At 67.4% G+C, this 15,555-nt stretch carries 10 protein-coding genes; 5 read left to right on the forward strand and 5 right to left on the reverse strand.

Annotation, left to right across the window (positions count from 1 at the left end; translation table 11 throughout):
- Positions 1-116: 116 nt before the first annotated feature.
- Positions 117-1,628 (reverse strand): CoA-acylating methylmalonate-semialdehyde dehydrogenase, encoded by a 1,512-nt coding sequence (locus tag U5805_RS01490; protein ID WP_322101650.1) that lies wholly within the window; start codon positions 1,626-1,628, stop codon positions 117-119.
- A 232-nt stretch (positions 1,629-1,860) separates the two neighbouring features.
- On the opposite strand from U5805_RS01490, the gene U5805_RS01495 reads away from it, so the two are divergent.
- Positions 1,861-2,802, forward strand: a complete 942-nt coding sequence (locus tag U5805_RS01495) for a LysR family transcriptional regulator (protein ID WP_322101651.1) — start codon at positions 1,861-1,863, stop codon at positions 2,800-2,802.
- Between the two features lie 87 nt (positions 2,803-2,889).
- Here the strand turns inward: U5805_RS01495 and U5805_RS01500 are convergent, their stop codons facing one another.
- From U5805_RS01500 to zapE, 3 genes are all read right to left on the reverse strand, one after another.
- Positions 2,890-5,250 carry a bifunctional diguanylate cyclase/phosphodiesterase gene (locus U5805_RS01500; protein ID WP_322101652.1) on the reverse strand — a complete coding sequence of 787 codons (2,361 nt, stop codon included), beginning with the start codon at positions 5,248-5,250 and terminating at the stop codon, positions 2,890-2,892.
- 233 nt (positions 5,251-5,483) lie between these two features.
- Positions 5,484-6,896: a 3-deoxy-D-arabino-heptulosonate 7-phosphate synthase gene (locus U5805_RS01505; protein WP_415914522.1), complete on the reverse strand. Its 1,413-nt coding sequence runs from the start codon at positions 6,894-6,896 to the stop codon at positions 5,484-5,486.
- Complete coding sequence (zapE, locus tag U5805_RS01510; RefSeq protein ID WP_322101653.1) at positions 6,893-7,993, reverse strand: cell division protein ZapE; 1,101 nt, start codon at positions 7,991-7,993, stop codon at positions 6,893-6,895. Before zapE ends, U5805_RS01505 begins: the two co-directional genes overlap by 4 nt.
- 714 nt (positions 7,994-8,707) lie before the next feature.
- Between zapE and U5805_RS01515 the strand changes: the two genes are divergently transcribed.
- The 4 genes from U5805_RS01515 (at position 8,708) to U5805_RS01530 (ending at position 14,364) form a co-directional block, all read left to right on the forward strand.
- Complete coding sequence (locus U5805_RS01515) at positions 8,708-9,277, forward strand: hypothetical protein (RefSeq protein ID WP_322101654.1); 570 nt, start codon at positions 8,708-8,710, stop codon at positions 9,275-9,277.
- A 104-nt stretch (positions 9,278-9,381) separates the two neighbouring features.
- Complete coding sequence (locus U5805_RS01520) at positions 9,382-11,493, forward strand: phosphocholine-specific phospholipase C (RefSeq protein WP_322101655.1); 2,112 nt, start codon at positions 9,382-9,384, stop codon at positions 11,491-11,493.
- Positions 11,494-11,554: 61 nt separating this feature from the next.
- Complete coding sequence (locus U5805_RS01525) at positions 11,555-11,749, forward strand: hypothetical protein (protein ID WP_322101656.1); 195 nt, start codon at positions 11,555-11,557, stop codon at positions 11,747-11,749.
- Between the two features lie 20 nt (positions 11,750-11,769).
- Positions 11,770-14,364 carry a response regulator gene (locus U5805_RS01530; protein ID WP_322101657.1) on the forward strand — a complete coding sequence of 865 codons (2,595 nt, stop codon included), beginning with the start codon at positions 11,770-11,772 and terminating at the stop codon, positions 14,362-14,364.
- Here U5805_RS01530 and U5805_RS01535 read toward each other — a convergent pair.
- Complete coding sequence (locus U5805_RS01535) at positions 14,361-15,485, reverse strand: hybrid sensor histidine kinase/response regulator (protein ID WP_322101658.1); 1,125 nt, start codon at positions 15,483-15,485, stop codon at positions 14,361-14,363. The two genes, U5805_RS01530 and U5805_RS01535, sit on opposite strands and share 4 nt — an antisense overlap.
- Between the last annotated feature and the right edge of the window lie 70 nt (positions 15,486-15,555).

Genomic DNA, 15,555 nt, shown 5'->3' on the forward strand with positions numbered 1-15,555 from the left:
GCACGAACGCACGAACGCATGAATCGCCGGCGGCGGCCTTCCCGCCGCGCCGCCTTCCTGACCGGCTTGTTTCCCGGCTTGCTCCCGTTTTTTCCCGATTCGCCCTTATTTGAGGCTCATTTCGCGACCGGCATCGTGAATTCCGCGCCTTTTTCGGTGCTTTCCGGCCAGCGCTGCATGATCGACTTCTGCTTCGTGTAGAAGCGCACGCCTTCCTCGCCGTACGCGTGCATGTCGCCGAAAAGGCTGCGTTTCCAGCCGCCGAAGCCGTGCCACGCCATCGGCACCGGAATCGGCACGTTGATGCCCACCATGCCCACTTCGATCTGGCGGCCGAACTCGCGCGCCACGTTGCCGTCGCGCGTGAAGCACGCCACGCCGTTGCCGAATTCGTGGTCGTTGATCAGTTGCACCGCTTCGGCAAAGTCCTTCGCGCGCACGCAGGCCAGCACCGGTCCGAAGATTTCTTCCTTGTAGATGCGCATTTCCGGCGTGACGTGATCGAACAGCGTGCCGCCCGTGAAGAAGCCCGCTTCGTGGCCCGGCACTTTCAGGCCGCGTCCGTCCACGACCAGTTGCGCGCCTTCTTCCACGCCCGCGGCGATATAGCCCTCGATACGTTCCAGCGCGGCTTTCGTGACGATCGGACCCATTTCCGCGTCGGCTTCCATGCCGTTCTTGACGACGAGCGCGCGGGCGCGTTCGGCCAGTTTCGGCACGATCTTTTCAGCCACGTCGCCCACGAGTACGGCCACGGAAATCGCCATGCAACGCTCGCCCGCCGAACCGTAGCCCGCGCCGATCAGCGCATCCACGGCCTGGTCGAGATCGGCGTCGGGCATCACGACCATGTGATTCTTCGCGCCGCCGAGCGCCTGCACGCGCTTGCCGTGCTTCGCGCCCGTTTCGTAGATGTAGTTGGCGATGGGCGTGGAGCCCACGAAGCTCACGGCCTTCACGTCGCGATGCGCGAGCAGGGCGTCCACCACGGTCTTGTCGCCCTGCACGACGTTGAACACGCCGTCGGGCAGGCCCGCTTGCGTCAGCAGTTTCGCCATGAACAGCGACGCCGAAGGATCGCGCTCGCTCGGCTTGAGCACGAACGTGCAACCGGCGGCCAGCGCGACCGGGAACATCCAGCACGGCACCATGCACGGAAAATTGAACGGCGTGATGCCCGCCACCACGCCAAGCGGCTGGCGCACGGTCCAGTTGTCCATGCCGGTGGAAACCTGCTCGGTGTAGTCGCCCTTGAGCAGTTGCGGAATGCCGCAGGCGAATTCGATCACGTCGATGCCGCGTGCCACTTCGCCCTGCGCGTCGGCGAACACCTTGCCGTGCTCGGCCGTGATGATGGCGGCAAGCTCGTCCTTGTGGCGGTTCATCAGTTCGAGAAAGCGCAGCATGACGCGCGCGCGGCGAATGGGCGGCGTGTCGCGCCATGCGGGAAATGCGGCCTTGGCGGCGGCGACGGCCGCGTCCACGTCGGCCGCTTCGCCCAGCACGAGGCGTCGCGCGGCGGCGCCCGTGGCCGGATTGAACACGGCCTGCGTGCGCTCGCCCGCGCCGCGCGCGGGTTTGCCGCCGATGAAGTTCACCACGTCCGCGGAATCGGTATAAGCCTGCATGTCATCTCCTCGTGAGGTTTCGCATGCCTTGCAGTGTACGAACCGCGCGCGTGGGCGCAAAGATCGCGGCGCTGAATTGATTGTTTGCCGACGTGAACAATCTGCTGCCGGTGCGATGAAAGATGCTACGATCGGCAATCCCGGCTTCATGCGATTTCATACGATTTGAAGCGGCTTCATGCGATTGAAGCGGCTTTAAACGATTTGAAACGGCTTCAGGCGAATTCCGTCGATGGACAATCAGCGAATCGAAGCGCTCTGGGCGCATTTGCACTGGCTCAACGTGCTGGCCGAACACGGCAGCTACACGGCCGCCGCCGCGCGTTTGGGCGTGAGCAAGGCGGCGATGAGCCAGCGCATCGCGGAACTGGAGCGCGTGGCGGGCGTGGCGCTCGTGCAGCGCACCACGCGCAGCGTGCGTTTCACCGAAGCGGGCAACCGGCTGGTTGCGGAAACGCGCGCGGAATTCGGCCGCATCGCCGCGAGCTTCGCGAGCGTGCGCGAAATGGCCGACGTGGCGCGCGGCACCGTGCGCGTGACCGCGCCCGTGGCGTTCGCGCGGCAGCAACTCGTGCCGCGCCTCGCGGAGTTCGCGCGCGCGAATCCCGAAGTGCGCGTGCAACTCGAACTCTCCGACCGCCTCACGTCGATCGCAAGCGAAGGCTTCGATCTTGCGATCCGCCACAGCGCGCAAGTGCCCGAAACGCACGTGGCGTGGAAGCTGTGCGACACGCGCTCGGTGATCGTCGCCACGCGCGCGTATCTCAAGCAGCGCGGCACGCCGCAAACGCCGGATGATCTCGCGCAGCACGACTGCCTGTTTTATCCGCGCACGTTGGGCCCGGCGCAATGGACGTTCGAGAAAACCTCGCGCCGAACGGAAAGCGCGCGCGTGAGCGTGACGGTGAACGGCTCGTTTTCGGCGAACAACAGCGAGGCGCTGCGCGATGCCGCGCTCGAACATCTCGGCATTGCGCTATTGCCCGATTTCAGCGCGCAGTCGGCGCTGCGCGCGAACAAGCTCGTCGTGCTGCTGCCGAACTGGCGTCCGGTGGACGCCTTTGCTTCGCAGCTTCATGTGGTGCGTCCTTACGGCGCGCAAGTGCCGCGCGCGGTGAAGCGCTTCGCGGAGTTCTTGCGTCAAGCCTTCAAGGACGGCTTTGCACTCGAATGAGCCGGCCGCGTGGCCCGGGACCGACGGCTGGCCTGTGCGAGTATTCCAAAGCGCGCGAACGGTCCGCGCTTTGACGCCCCTTCGATGTCACGCCGCCTCGGGCCACGGCAATTCCGGCGACGCCCAGTCGAGTTCGGCGGCGAGAAGCACCTGTGCGCCGTTCCTTTCCACGGCGATCGACGCAATGATGCAAAGGCTTTGCGTGAGCGGCGAAAGCATGGGACCGGAATAGACCGCGCAGCCTTGCCGGCGCGCGGCTTTCCAGAAGAACGCGCGATGGTCCCAGCGGCCGTCCAGCACGCCCGTGCCCGCCGGCCGCGCATTGGACGCCGCCGAATTCGCCGCGCCGTGCGCTTCGTAGAGCGCGGGCCGTCCCATCGGTCCGAGCGCGAACACGCGCAGGCATAACGCGCTCGCGCGCAACGGCTCCAGCGCGGCGGAGAAGGGCGCGCCCGCCTGCACCTGCTGGCCCGCTTCGGTGAGCGCGTCGAGCAAAGGCCGCATCATGAGGTCGAAGCGGCACAGGCGCACGGAGCGCGATTCGGCCGCCACGTCGAAGGCATGGTCGATGCGCGCGGGCGCGAGCGTCGTGGAATTGACCGAAGCGGCGGGGCGCCCGAGCAGAAAGCCCTGCACGACGTCGACTTTCGCTTCGACGGTAAGCACGAGTTCCTCGGTGGTTTCCACGCCTTCGACGACCACGGCGATGTCGGCCTGATGCAGCAGCGTCACGAGGTCGCGCAGCAGCGGGCGCCCCGAGCGGCGGTTGCGCGCGCGTATCAGCTCGCCGTCGAGCTTCACGAGGTCGGGCTGAATGCGCAGCAGGCGGTCGAGGTTCGAATAGCGCGCGCCGAAGTCGTCGACGGCAATGCCGAAGCCGCAGTCGCGATACCGGTTGGCCGCGAGCGAGAGCGCGTCGGGACTGGCGTCGTCGGATTCGAGCAATTCGAGCACGATGTCGCGCGGGTCCAGACCGGCTTCGGCGGCCATGCGCGCGAGTTCCAGTTCGTAGCCCTCGCGCACGAAGGTGGAAGGCAGCAGGTTGAGGAAAAGCCGCGCGCCCGCGGGCAATTGCGCGCGGGCGTTACGCAGGTGGCATGCGTGCGAAAGCACGTCGAGTTCGCCGAGTTCGGCATGCGTGAGGCCCGCGAACAACGTTGCGGGCGCAACGAGATTGCCGTGGCCGTCCTCGCCGCGCAGCAACGCCTCGATGCCCACGAGCTTTTCGCGCGGCACGCTCCAGAGCGGCTGGAAATGCGAAACCAGCGTCATGCCGCGCCAGCGCGCGCCCGGCTCCGGGGCACGCGGCGCGCGAGGCGCGGTTTCGGCCGGCGCGGCGGCATCGGCGGACGCCGTATTGCGCACGGCCACGAGCGTGCGGCCGCGCTCGAAAGCCACCTGGTTGCGCCCGGCCTGCCTTGCGCGAAAGAGCGCTTCGTCGGCGCGTTCGAGCAGCGAGGCGACGGTGTCTTGCGGCGCGAGCCGCGCCGCGCCGATACTCGCGCTCACGTAGCCGTCCGGGCGCGGGATGCGCGCGATCGCGGCGCGCAGCGCTTCGGCGAATTCGGCGGCGGACGTCAAGGCGCTTTCTTCCACCAGCACCACGAATTCCTCGCCGCCCATGCGCGCGATCAGGGCGTGTTCAGGGACGGTTTCGCCGATGGCGCCGGCCACGTTCTGCAAGGTCTTGTCGCCCGCGCCATAGCCGAATTGCTCGTTGATCGACTTGAACAGGTCGATGTCGATGAGCAGCAGCGTGAGCGCGCGTTGAGCGAGCGTGCTGCGTTCGACGAGCGCGGTGGCGGCGTCGAGAAACGCGCGGCGGTTTTTCACGCCGGTGAGCGGGTCGGTGTCGGCGCGCGAGGTGAGCTGTTGTTCGAGCTGAAAATGGCGATACCGGAAGCCGTAAAAGCCGAAATGAAACACGCAGGCCGTCGTGAACGAAATCGCCACCCAGACGAGAAAGACGGCCTGATTTTCCACGTTGCCGTGCAGGCCGATAAAAAACGGCGCAGTGGCCGCGTAGTAGCAGATCGCGCCCGTGATGAAATGCGCGGGCGTGAGCCAGAGCGGCGCGGCGCACACCATGACGGCCACCACGACCGGCAGCATCCAGGCCAGCGGGTTCGTTGTTCCCGCAACGAGCGCGTTGGCCGCCAACTGCATGACGACCACATAAGCCACGCCGATAAAGCCGAATTGCAGCGTGTCGCGCGTGCGTGGAATCGCGAGCACGAGCAGCACGAGCGCCACCAGCGCGGCCGTGCTGACGAGGAGCGGAAAGGGCGCTGCGACGAGCGTGGCGCGCGCCGCGGCGAACAGGGCATACGCGCCGAGCGAAAGCGTCATCGTGCCGAAGGAAAGCGGCCGCTGATGATCGAGCGAGCGATCGTGAAAACGTTTCCGGTCGCCTTTGGCGATCAAAAATGGCAGAACGATGGGCCGCATGCGCGCTCCGACTTTTTTGTCAGACGAAATGGGGAAATGGGGCCCAGTATAGCTTTCCGAAAGGTCGTTGGGCGAGCGCCGTCAGGGCGCGGTTGACGCGGCGGTTCCGGCCCGCGGCTTTCGGTGGCGAGGTCGAGAAAGCCGCGCACCTTCCGGATGCCGGGCAGCGAAAGCAGCAGGCGGGCGCGATGCGAGCGGCCGCAGAGCGCTGCGCGAATCATCGGCCGATGCAGCTACGCCGCGCGCGCCGCGCCGATGGCCGCGAGCAGATCGTCCGTATGGACCATCAGGCCGCGCACCTGATCCAGCAGCGGATACTGGTTCAGCACGCCCGCCCAGCGCGGCGACGCGAGCAACTCTTGCCACACGGCGTCGAGATCGCGCGCGTCGGGCTCGCGCCCGTCGGCGGCCGTGCTCGCGAACGCGAGACTCGCGGGCGCCGAAAGCAGTTGCATGCGGCTTGCCGCGCCCAGCAGACGCGGCGCGGGTTCGGCGGGCGCGTCGGAGCAATAGAGCACCGTGCCGCGCACGGCGCTTTCGTCGATGGACAACGCGTGCAGCGAAGCGCCCGCGAGGCGCACGGCGCCTTGCTGCGTTTCGAACGCATATGCGGCGTCGGGGTTCGCGTGCGCGAGCAGACGCAAGCCGCGCAGCAGGCGCGGAAAGTCCGTGGTCGCGGCGTCCACGGAAGCCTTCGCCTCCACGAGCAGGCAAACGTGCCACACGTCCTGCGCGGCCGCTGGATTCGCGGCCGGCGCGCGCCGCAGCAGCACGGCGTCCCACTCGCTTTTGGCGCGTTCGGCGCTCGCGGGAATGGACGCGGGCACGCGCATCGAGGTCACGACGCGGTAGTGCTTCTCATGATGGCCGCTGCCGCTCACGATGCCGCTCGCGCGTTCCTCGGCCTCCAGCCGCGCGGCGAGCGCTTCGAGCGCCTGCGCGGCCAGCGCCTCGACCGCCGCGCCGCGTTGTTGCGAAGCGCTGCCTTGCGCCACGGCGTCGGCGCTGCCGGGGCGCGGCCCCTGGCAGTCCCAGAGCGCTTGATATTGCTGCACGGCGGCGTCGGCGGAAAGCGCGGCAAGGCGCTCCAGATGCGCGAGCGCGGGATTGTGGACGAGCCGTTCGAGGCCGTGCCGCAAGCCGGCGTCGTTTGCGATGCGCGCGAGGTCGCGCGCCGCTTCGCGCAGTTGCGCCCAGGATGCCGATGCCGCGCTCGCATGCACGCGCGCGAGCGCCGCGCGCTGCGCCTCGTCCGCCGTGCGCGCCTGCCTGGCCGGATGCGCGATCGCGTTCACATTCGCGAAGATCGAGCGGCGATCCCGCTCCGCGTGCGCGGCAAGCGACGCGAACTCGCGCACGTGCGCCACGCGATGGCGCAGCAGCATGGCCTGAAACGCCGTATCGGTACGCAGCGCCTCGCCAATCAGCCGCGCGAGCGCATCGACGAAAACAGCCCGCAGCGCGTCGTCGGGCGTTGCGTTGCAAGCCAGCGCGCGGCGCGCTTGTTCGATCGTCAGCGCGAGCGTTGTGGCGGGCCGCGCGTCGTGGCTGGCGTCGGCTTCGGCTTCGAACGGCGGCAAGCCGTAGCGCCGCGTCACCAGGCGCAAGGTTTCGGCGAGCAAGGCGGCGGCCGGCATCGCGTTCAGTGCCTGCCGCACGATGCGTCGTGCACGTACTCGCGCGACTGCATTTCGGCGAGACGGCTCGTGGTGCGCGCCACGTCGTGCGCGCCGTGAAGTCCATCGAGCGCCGCGCGTATCCGCTGGTCGGACGCGATCACGAGGCGGCGCCGGTGTTCGTAGAGGATGTCGACGAGCCAGACGAAACGTTGCAACACGTCGCGGCGCGCGAGCCGCGCGGTGTCGAGCCGATCGACGATCACGCCCTGCCAGCGCTCGGCGATGGCCAGGTAGTCGAGGTGCGAGCGCTGCGCGCCGCACAGTGTCCCGAAATCGGCCCACAGCCAATGCTTGCCCGCCGCCGTCACGTCCAGCGAACGGTGCGCGACTTCCACCGTGGACGGATGCAACGCCGCCTGCGTCTCGTGCGCGCGATAGATCGCCCGAAGCGCCTCGCGCGTGCCGTCGAGCGGCGCGAAATAGCAGGCCGCCGCCGCATCGCCGCCGTGCGTGCCGTATGTGCCGTGTGTGTCGTGCGTGCCGTGAGTGTCGTGAGTGTCGTGTGGGCCGTGGGCACGGTGTTGCCGGTAATCGCGCGCGCCGTCGAAGGCGATCACGGCGAAATGCTGTTCGATCAACGCGATGGTCGGCTCGAAGCGCGCGTGAAACTCGGGATCGGGCAGCAGGTTTGTCGGGCTGTAATTCGACGTCAGCACGATGCGCGTGCCGCGCGCGAGCGCCGTCTCCAGAAAGCGGCCGATCAGGAACGCGTCGGCGATGTCGTGGACGTGGAATTCGTCGAAGCAGAGCAGTTCGACGCCTTCGAGCCACGCGCGCGCCACGTCGCCGAGACGGTCTTCGCTGGGCGGCGCCTGCACCACGCGGCGGTTCACGTCGCGCATGAAGGTGTGGAAATAGAGGCGGCGTTTGGCGCAGGGCGCGAGCGCGTACATCGTGTCGACCACGAGACTCTTGCCGCGGCCCGGCAGCCCGTGGCAATAGACGCCTTGCGGGCCGGCGCCGTCGAGCAGCGCGCCGAGCGCGGCAATGGCGCGCTGCTGGCTCGGGTCGGCGGCAATGCCTTTGGCGGCCAGCGCGCGGTCGATGGAGTACGAGTCGAACATGCGAAAAATTGGGAAATACGGTGCGAAATGTGGTGCGAAATACGACGCGAAATACGGCGCGAAAGGGCGGTGCGAAATGCGGTGAGCGCGGCGCGTATCGTGCCTGCCCCCGACGTGCCTGCGCCGGACGTTGGCGAACGAACGCGCCAGTGTAGCAGGGCGTGTGCGACCGGCTCTCGCGGCGCGCGGAAAGCCGGCTGTAAGCGCGCTTGAGACGCGGCGCGGACAGTTGCGCGATTTGCTGCGCGGATAATTTCACTGATAAGCGCGCGGCGATTGGCGCGACCAACGGCCAGGCGGACCGGGTGGCCAGCAGCATGGCGGATAGCGTGGCCGAGAGTGGCCGAAAGCAGCGCCGAAAGCGCAGCCGAAAGCACGGCCAAAACACGGCCAAAACACGGCCAAAACACGGCCAAAACACGGCCAAAACACGGCCAAAACACGGCCAAAGCACAGCCAAAGCACGGCCAAAGCACGGCCAAAGCACGGCCAAGCGCGGCCAAAACCACAGCCAAAACCACAGCCCGCCAAAACGCCGCGCGAACCGTCGCGAAAACGCTTCCATCGTCACAAAACTTAAAAGCGGCGCCGCTATGCTTGGCCGTCGCTTCGCCGCCGCATCGCAGCGTCTCGCGTTGCCGCGCGGCGGGCATGCTCGGGCCGCCTCCTCGAGCCGTTGTTGTGCCTCTTTCTTGTCCCTGGACGGAGACTTCGATGACGGTCGAATCCGCGCCGGCGCGTGCGCTTTTGCGCAACGCGCCGCGCAAACGTTTGGGCGCATCCCGCGCTCGCGCGCATTGGCGCGCCCTGGTCATGCTTGCCGCGAGCGCGTGCGCCGCGCTGGCCACTTGCGCAATCAGCGCGTGCGGCGATCGCGCGGGCGGCACGCGGGTGGCGCTCACCGCGAGCGCCGCGCGCGAACTTGCCGATAGCGCGGGTGCGCAGCCCGCCACGCCGCCCAGTTTCCCTTCGCCATCGCCATCGACATCGACATCGACATCGACATCGGCCGATGCGTTGGACGGCTTCGACAGCGCCGCCAACGGCGCGGACCCGGACGCAGCGATTCCTGCCGACGCAGTGCGCTCGCCTGCGAGGCCGCTTGCGTCAGCCGCGCCCAGCCTCGACGCGGGCGGCGCCTCGCCGGGCGCCGCCTCGCAAGACGCGAACGCGGATCAGGACACCCAAAGCGCACCGAACGCACCGAACGCACAAACGGCACCGAACGCACAAACGGCGCAGAACGCGCCGCTCGCACCACCCGTTTTTCACACCGCCGATTGACCCGCCGGCCGCGCGGCTTTTCCGCCCGCCGTCCGAACCTCCGCGACTCGTGGACGGCGGCGCACCGCGCGCGCTTTTCTCAACCTGAAGATGGAAACCACAACATGACTTCGAGAAGCCGCCGTGACTTTCTCCGCACCGCCGCGATGAGCGCCGGTTCGGCCACTGCGTTGACGATGCTGCCGCAAGGCATCCGCAACGCGCTCGCCATTCCGGCGAACAACCGCACGGGCAGCCTGCGCGACGTGGAGCACATCGTCATCCTCATGCAGGAAAATCGCTCGTTCGACCATTATTTCGGCACGCTGCGCGGCGTGCGCGGTTTCGGCGACACGCGTACGATCACGCTGCCCAACGGCAAGCCGGTATGGAACCAGCCCATCGCAGCGGGCGTGGGCGAAGTGCTGCCGTTCCATCCCACGGCGGCCAATCTCGGCCTGCAATTCATCCAGGACCTGCCGCACGACTGGCCGACGACGCACGCCGCCTGGAACGGCGGCCGCTACGACCAGTGGGTGCCCGCGAAAGGCACCACCACGATGGCGTACCTCACGCGCGACGACATTCCGTTCCACTACCAGCTCGCCGACGCCTTCACGATCTGCGACGCCTATCACTGCTCGACGCTGACCTCGACGGACCCGAACCGCTACTACCTGTGGACGGGCTGGGTGGGCAACGACGGCAGCGGCGGCGGCCCCGTGGTCGACAACGCGGAAGCGGGCTACGGCTGGTCCACGTATCCTGAAGTGCTGCAAAACGCGGGCATTTCGTGGAAGATCTATCAGGACGTGGGCGAAGGGCTCGACGCCAAGGGCGCGTGGGGCTGGACCGGCGACAACCCGTACATCGGCAATTACGGCGACAACTCGCTGCTCTACTTCCACCAATACCAGAACGCGCAGCCCGGCAATCCGCTCTACGACCGCGCACGCACAGGCACCAACGTGCTCGCGGGCGGCGGCTATTTCGACGTGCTGAAGCAGGACGTGCAGAACAATGCGCTGCCGCAGGTTTCGTGGATCGTGGCGCCGGAAGCGTATTCGGAGCATCCCAACTGGCCGGCGAACTACGGCGCGTGGTACGTGGATCAGGTCTTGCAGATTCTCACGTCGAACCCCGATCTCTGGAGCAAGACCGTGCTGCTCGTGAACTACGACGAGAACGACGGTTTCTTCGATCACGTCGCGCCGCCGTTTCCGCCCGCATCGAGCGCGAACGGCCTTTCCACCGTCTCCACGGCCAACGAAATCTTTCCGGGCAGCAGCGCGTATGCCGCGGGCCCCTACGGTCTCGGCCCGCGCGTGCCGATGCTGGTGGTCTCGCCGTGGTCGCGCGGCGGCTGGGTCTGCTCGCAGACGTTCGATCACACCTCGGTGATCCGCTTTATCGAAAAGCGCTTCGGCGAAGGGCGCAATCTGCAAGAGCCGAACATCACGGCATGGCGTCGCGCGGTGTGCGGCGACCTCACCGCGGCGTTCGATTTCGCCACGCCCAATGCCGCGCTGCCCGCGCTGCCTTCCACCGCGAGCTACGCGCCGCCCGACCGCGTGCGTCACCCCGACTACGTGCCGCTGCCGCCGGCCGTGGGCAGCGTGCCGAAGCAGGAAGCGGGCGTGCGTCACGCGCGGGCGCTGCCGTACGAGCTGTTCGTGCGTTTCGACGCCGGCGGCAATCACGCGGGCGGCATGCGCTTCGTGAACTCGGGCCGCGCGGGCGCGGTGTTTCTCGTCTACGCGGCCGGCAGCGCCGACGCCCCGCGCACCTATACGGTGGAAGCGGGCAAGCACTTGCAGGACACGCTCGCGATCGGCGCGAGCGGCGTCTACGACTTCAGCGTGCATGGCCCCAACGGTTTTCTGCGCCGCTTCGCGGGCACGCAAGCGAAGATGAGCTGGTTCGGCGGCAAGGACATGGCGCGCCCCGAAGTGGCCGAAAGCTACGACGTGGCCAACGGCAACCTGCAACTGCGCCTCGAAAACACGGGCAACGCGCGCTGCCAGTTCACCATCGTGAACGCCTACGATCCGTCCGCGAAAATCACGCGCGCCGTGCGCGGCGGCGACACCGAGTCGCTCTATCTCGACCTGCGCAATGCCTACGGCTGGTACGACCTGACGATCACCGTCGACAGCGACGCGACCTTCGTGCGCCGCCTCGCGGGCCACGTGGAAACGGGCCGCGCCAGCTTCAGCGATCCGGCGCTGGGTAGCTGACAGCGGCGCTTTTTGCAGCGCAAGACCACGGCCTCGCCGCGCGCGACGCCGTGGTTTTTTCATGGGCCGCGCGGCGCGCGCCGTCGCCCTGAAATTTTCGCGCGTCGCGCCGCGCGCGGGCGCAATCCACGCTACCATCGTTCCGGTTCGCGCCCTCGAAGGCTTCGGCGTCGCATCGGGCGCGGCGGCGAGCACGCGGTATGCGCATTACATTGCAATGGACGGTAACGCCGATATCAAGCAATGCCAGGAATAAAAACGGCAACGAAGGGCAATATGAACGCCACGGAAGCGGGCATGCGGTATTTGACGCAGCGCATACGCGACGCCTATCGCGTGTCCGATTACAGCGTGTTCGCCATCGGCGTGGTGGGAACCATCGGGCACCCCGTCTATTGGCTGTGGTGGACGTTCGTCGATCCGCAACCCAACGAAAATGCGCTCATGCGCCTGATCGGCACGCTCGCCTGCGGCTTGCTGCTGCTGCGCCGCCACTGGCCCGCGCGGGCCGCGCGCTATCTGCCGTGGTACTACTTCGCGACCGTCACCTACACGCTGCCGTTCTTTTTCACGTGGTATCTCGTCACCAGTCATTATTCGATGATCTGGTCGATGGCCGAAGTGGGCATGGTGTTCTTCCTGATCGCGATTTTTCCGTCGTTTATCGCGCTTGCACTCAATCTCGCGATTGGCGTGGGACTGGCCGTTCTCGCCGCATGGCTGTTCGTGCCGCACGCGTTGCTGACGAGCTGGCACCGGGTTGTTTATACGTATTTGCCCGTATTCGCGTTCGGCATCGTGGCGGGCGTGACGTTCAGCCATAGCAACCGCAAAGGCATGGCGGCGCACGCGAAAAACCAGGCGCTGGCCGCGCTCGCGGGCACCGTCGCGCACGAAATGCTGAATCCGCTCAACCGGCTGCGCTACGTGCTCGACCGCATCGAAGACGCGCTCGACGGCTTCGCCGCGTCCGGCGCCGGGCAATCCGCACAAGCCGCACAAGCCGCACAAGCCGCACAAGCCGCGCATGCCGAAAGCGTGGCTTCGCTTGCGCAGCACGTGGCGCACGGCCAGCTCGCGATCGACCGCGGGCTGCGCATCATCGCCATGACGCTCGACGAAGTGAGCGCCAAGCCGGTTCGCGCCGACACGCTCGCGTATCTGGGCGCCGCGGCCACCACGCGCAAGGCGCTCGACGAATACGGCTTCAGCGGCCGCAAGGAGCGCGGCAAGGTGCGCCTTGTCGTGCTGGAGGATTTCACCTTCAAGGTCGACGAAACGGTTTATCTGTTCACGCTGTTCAATCTCGTGCGCAATGCGTTGCAGGCGTCGGCGGGCGCGCCCAGCGCCACGCTCACGATTACGGTGGAGCGGCGCCGGGTCACGCTGCTCGACACCGGGCCGGGCTTCGAGGCCGCGCGCGCTCCGGCTGCCGGCGGCGCGAAAGCAAACGGCCGGGAAGCCGCGCCCGGCCTCGCGTACTGGCAGCGCGCGATGCACGCGTTCGGCTGCACGATCGAATGCCGCGCCGAGCCGCACAAGTACACCGAATTCACGCTGACGTTCCCGCCGGTTTCGGAACTCGAAATCGCCGATCACCGGCGTCATCTGCTCGCGCGCGCCGCGTTGTTCTTCGAAGGCAAGCGCATTCTCGTGGTCGACGACGACGCGAGCCAGCTTGCGCGCGTGCAGCTCGCGCTTTCGGCCGTGAGCGCGCAGGTGGGCGAAGCGCAAAGCGGCGCGGCGGCGCTGGCCATGTTGCACGACGGCGGGCGCTGGGACGCGGTGCTGATGGACCTGAACATGCCCGGCATGGACGGCTACGAAACCACCGAACGCCTGCGCGCCGACGAAAGCAGCCCGAACCGCAACGTGCTCGTGATCGGTCACACCGTCGAGCCGCATAACGTGGCGCATCGGCTGGCGCTGGCGGCGGGCATGGACGAATCCATCAGCAAGTCGACCAGCGCCGTGGAGTTGATGGGCGCGCTGCAAACGCTGATGGAGAACGGCGACCGCCGCAACCGCAACCAGCGCTTCGAGGGCTTCGCGGGCCGCACGATTCTGCTCGCCGACGACGAAACCTATAGCCGCATGATGGCGAAGAGTTATCTCGAACGCTGCGGCGCGAGCGTGATCGAAGCGGAGCACGGCCAGGGCGTGCTCGATCTGCTCGATACGCGGGAAGCGGCGCGCAGCGTGGACGCCATCGTCATCGACCTGAACATGCCGGGCCTCGACGGCGCGGCCACCACGGCGCGCATACGCGCGCGCGGAGGCGTTTTCGACCGCGTGCCCATCGTCGCGTTGACGGGGCAGTCGAGCAAGGAGGCGTTGCGCGCGTGTCTCGCGGCGGGCATGAACGAAGTGCTCATCAAGCCGGTGCGCGTGGGCGCGCTCTATACGTGCCTTGCGCGGCAATTCGCATTGGCCGCGGCCTCGGCGCGCGGCGAGGAGGCGCCGCGCGAGCCGGCCGCGCGCGTGGCGGAACTCGATCTCGAACCGCTCGCCGACACCGACCTGCTCGACGAAGCGCATCTCGATGAACTGGTTTCGCTCGACATGCTCGACCCCACGTTTCTCAAGGGCATCGTGCAGATTCGCTCGCTGCTGGAGCAACTGGTGACGAGCGCGCAGTCGCTCGATCTCAAGACCGCGCATTACACGCTGCACATCCTGCTCGGCATCAGCGGCAATATCGGCGCCAAGGCGCTGCACGATCATGTGCGGCTGATTTATCCGCGCGTGCTCGACGGGCAGTGGCCGCAGGAGGACGACTGGCTCGCGCACGTGGTCACGCTCGGCAACCGTTCCGCCGACGCGCTGCACCGCTATTTCGTGGCGGCCTCCGCTGCCGCCGCTGGCGACTAGCCCGCGCCTTCTTCCTTTGGCTTGCCGAAATTCATCGTCACGGTGGTGCCTTCGCCCCATGCCGAGTCGATGCGCAAACTGCCGCCCGCCGAGCGCATGATGCGGTTGCAGAAGATCATGCCCATGCCGTGACCGCCCGACTCCGCGTGCGTGGTGACCGGGTCTTGCAGCAGGCGCGCCATGATCTCGGGCGCGATGCCGGGGCCGTTGTCGCGAACGCGGATTTGCGGCTCGTTCCCGGCGATCACCTCGATTTGCAGCGCGGGCGCATGGATCGCGCCCAGCTCGCGCAACGCGTTCGAGATCAGCGAGGAGAGCACGAGCGCCACGCAATTGGGCATGGCGCGCACGACGAAATCGCCGCGCACGATCACGCTGATCCACTCGCGTTGCGCGCCCGCGAACGGATAGGTGTCGAGCAGATTCGCAATCAGCCGCGAGGCGTTGACCTCGCGGTTCGCTTCCTTCGGCGAGCCGGTCGCGCCGCTGCTCCGGTGTACCGTTTCCCAGAACGACGAAACCAGTGTGAGGCAATACTGCGCGTTGTTGAGCATGGTGGCGGCCGGGCTCGCGCTCGCGGCTTTGTCCGCGGCCGCGTTCGCTTCGCCTTCGAGCGTGCGCGCGAACAGCGCGATGGTCGCGAGCGGCGTGCTCAGCTCATGCACGAGAAACGCCAGGGTTTCGTCCATCGCCAGCAACTGCTGCCGGTGCGCGCGGCTTTCCGTGTAGCGGTCGAGCGCGAGTTGCAGCAACTCGCGCAGCGTATTGGCGCGCAGCGGCTTTTCGAGAATGCGGAACACCTCGCCCGTGTTCACCGTTTCGATCAGCATTGCCTTGTCCGCATACGCGGTCACGAGAATGCGCACGATATGCGGGTAGCGCTGCGCCGCTTCGCGCAGCAGATGGTCGCCGTTGCGGCCGGGCAGGCGGAAGTCGGTGAACAGCACGGCGATCTCGCTGCCGTGCCGTTCGAGCGTTTCGAACGCTTCTTCGGCGCTGCGCGCGTAATGCACGGTGTAGAGGCCGTGAAAAAGCCCCTGCATCGCGCGCTCGAACAGCACGCGCGATATCTCGTCGTCGTCGACGAACAATATGGCCAGCGGCGGTGGCGAAGCAGTCATTACGGTCCCGGCAAATAGGCGTCCCGTGCAGTTTACCCGCAGTGGCGCCCGCCCGTGCCGGGCCGCCGTT

Origin of the sequence: Paraburkholderia sp. J41 (assembly GCF_905220235.1) — a bacterium.
Taxonomy (GTDB): Bacteria; Pseudomonadota; Gammaproteobacteria; order Burkholderiales; family Burkholderiaceae; genus Paraburkholderia.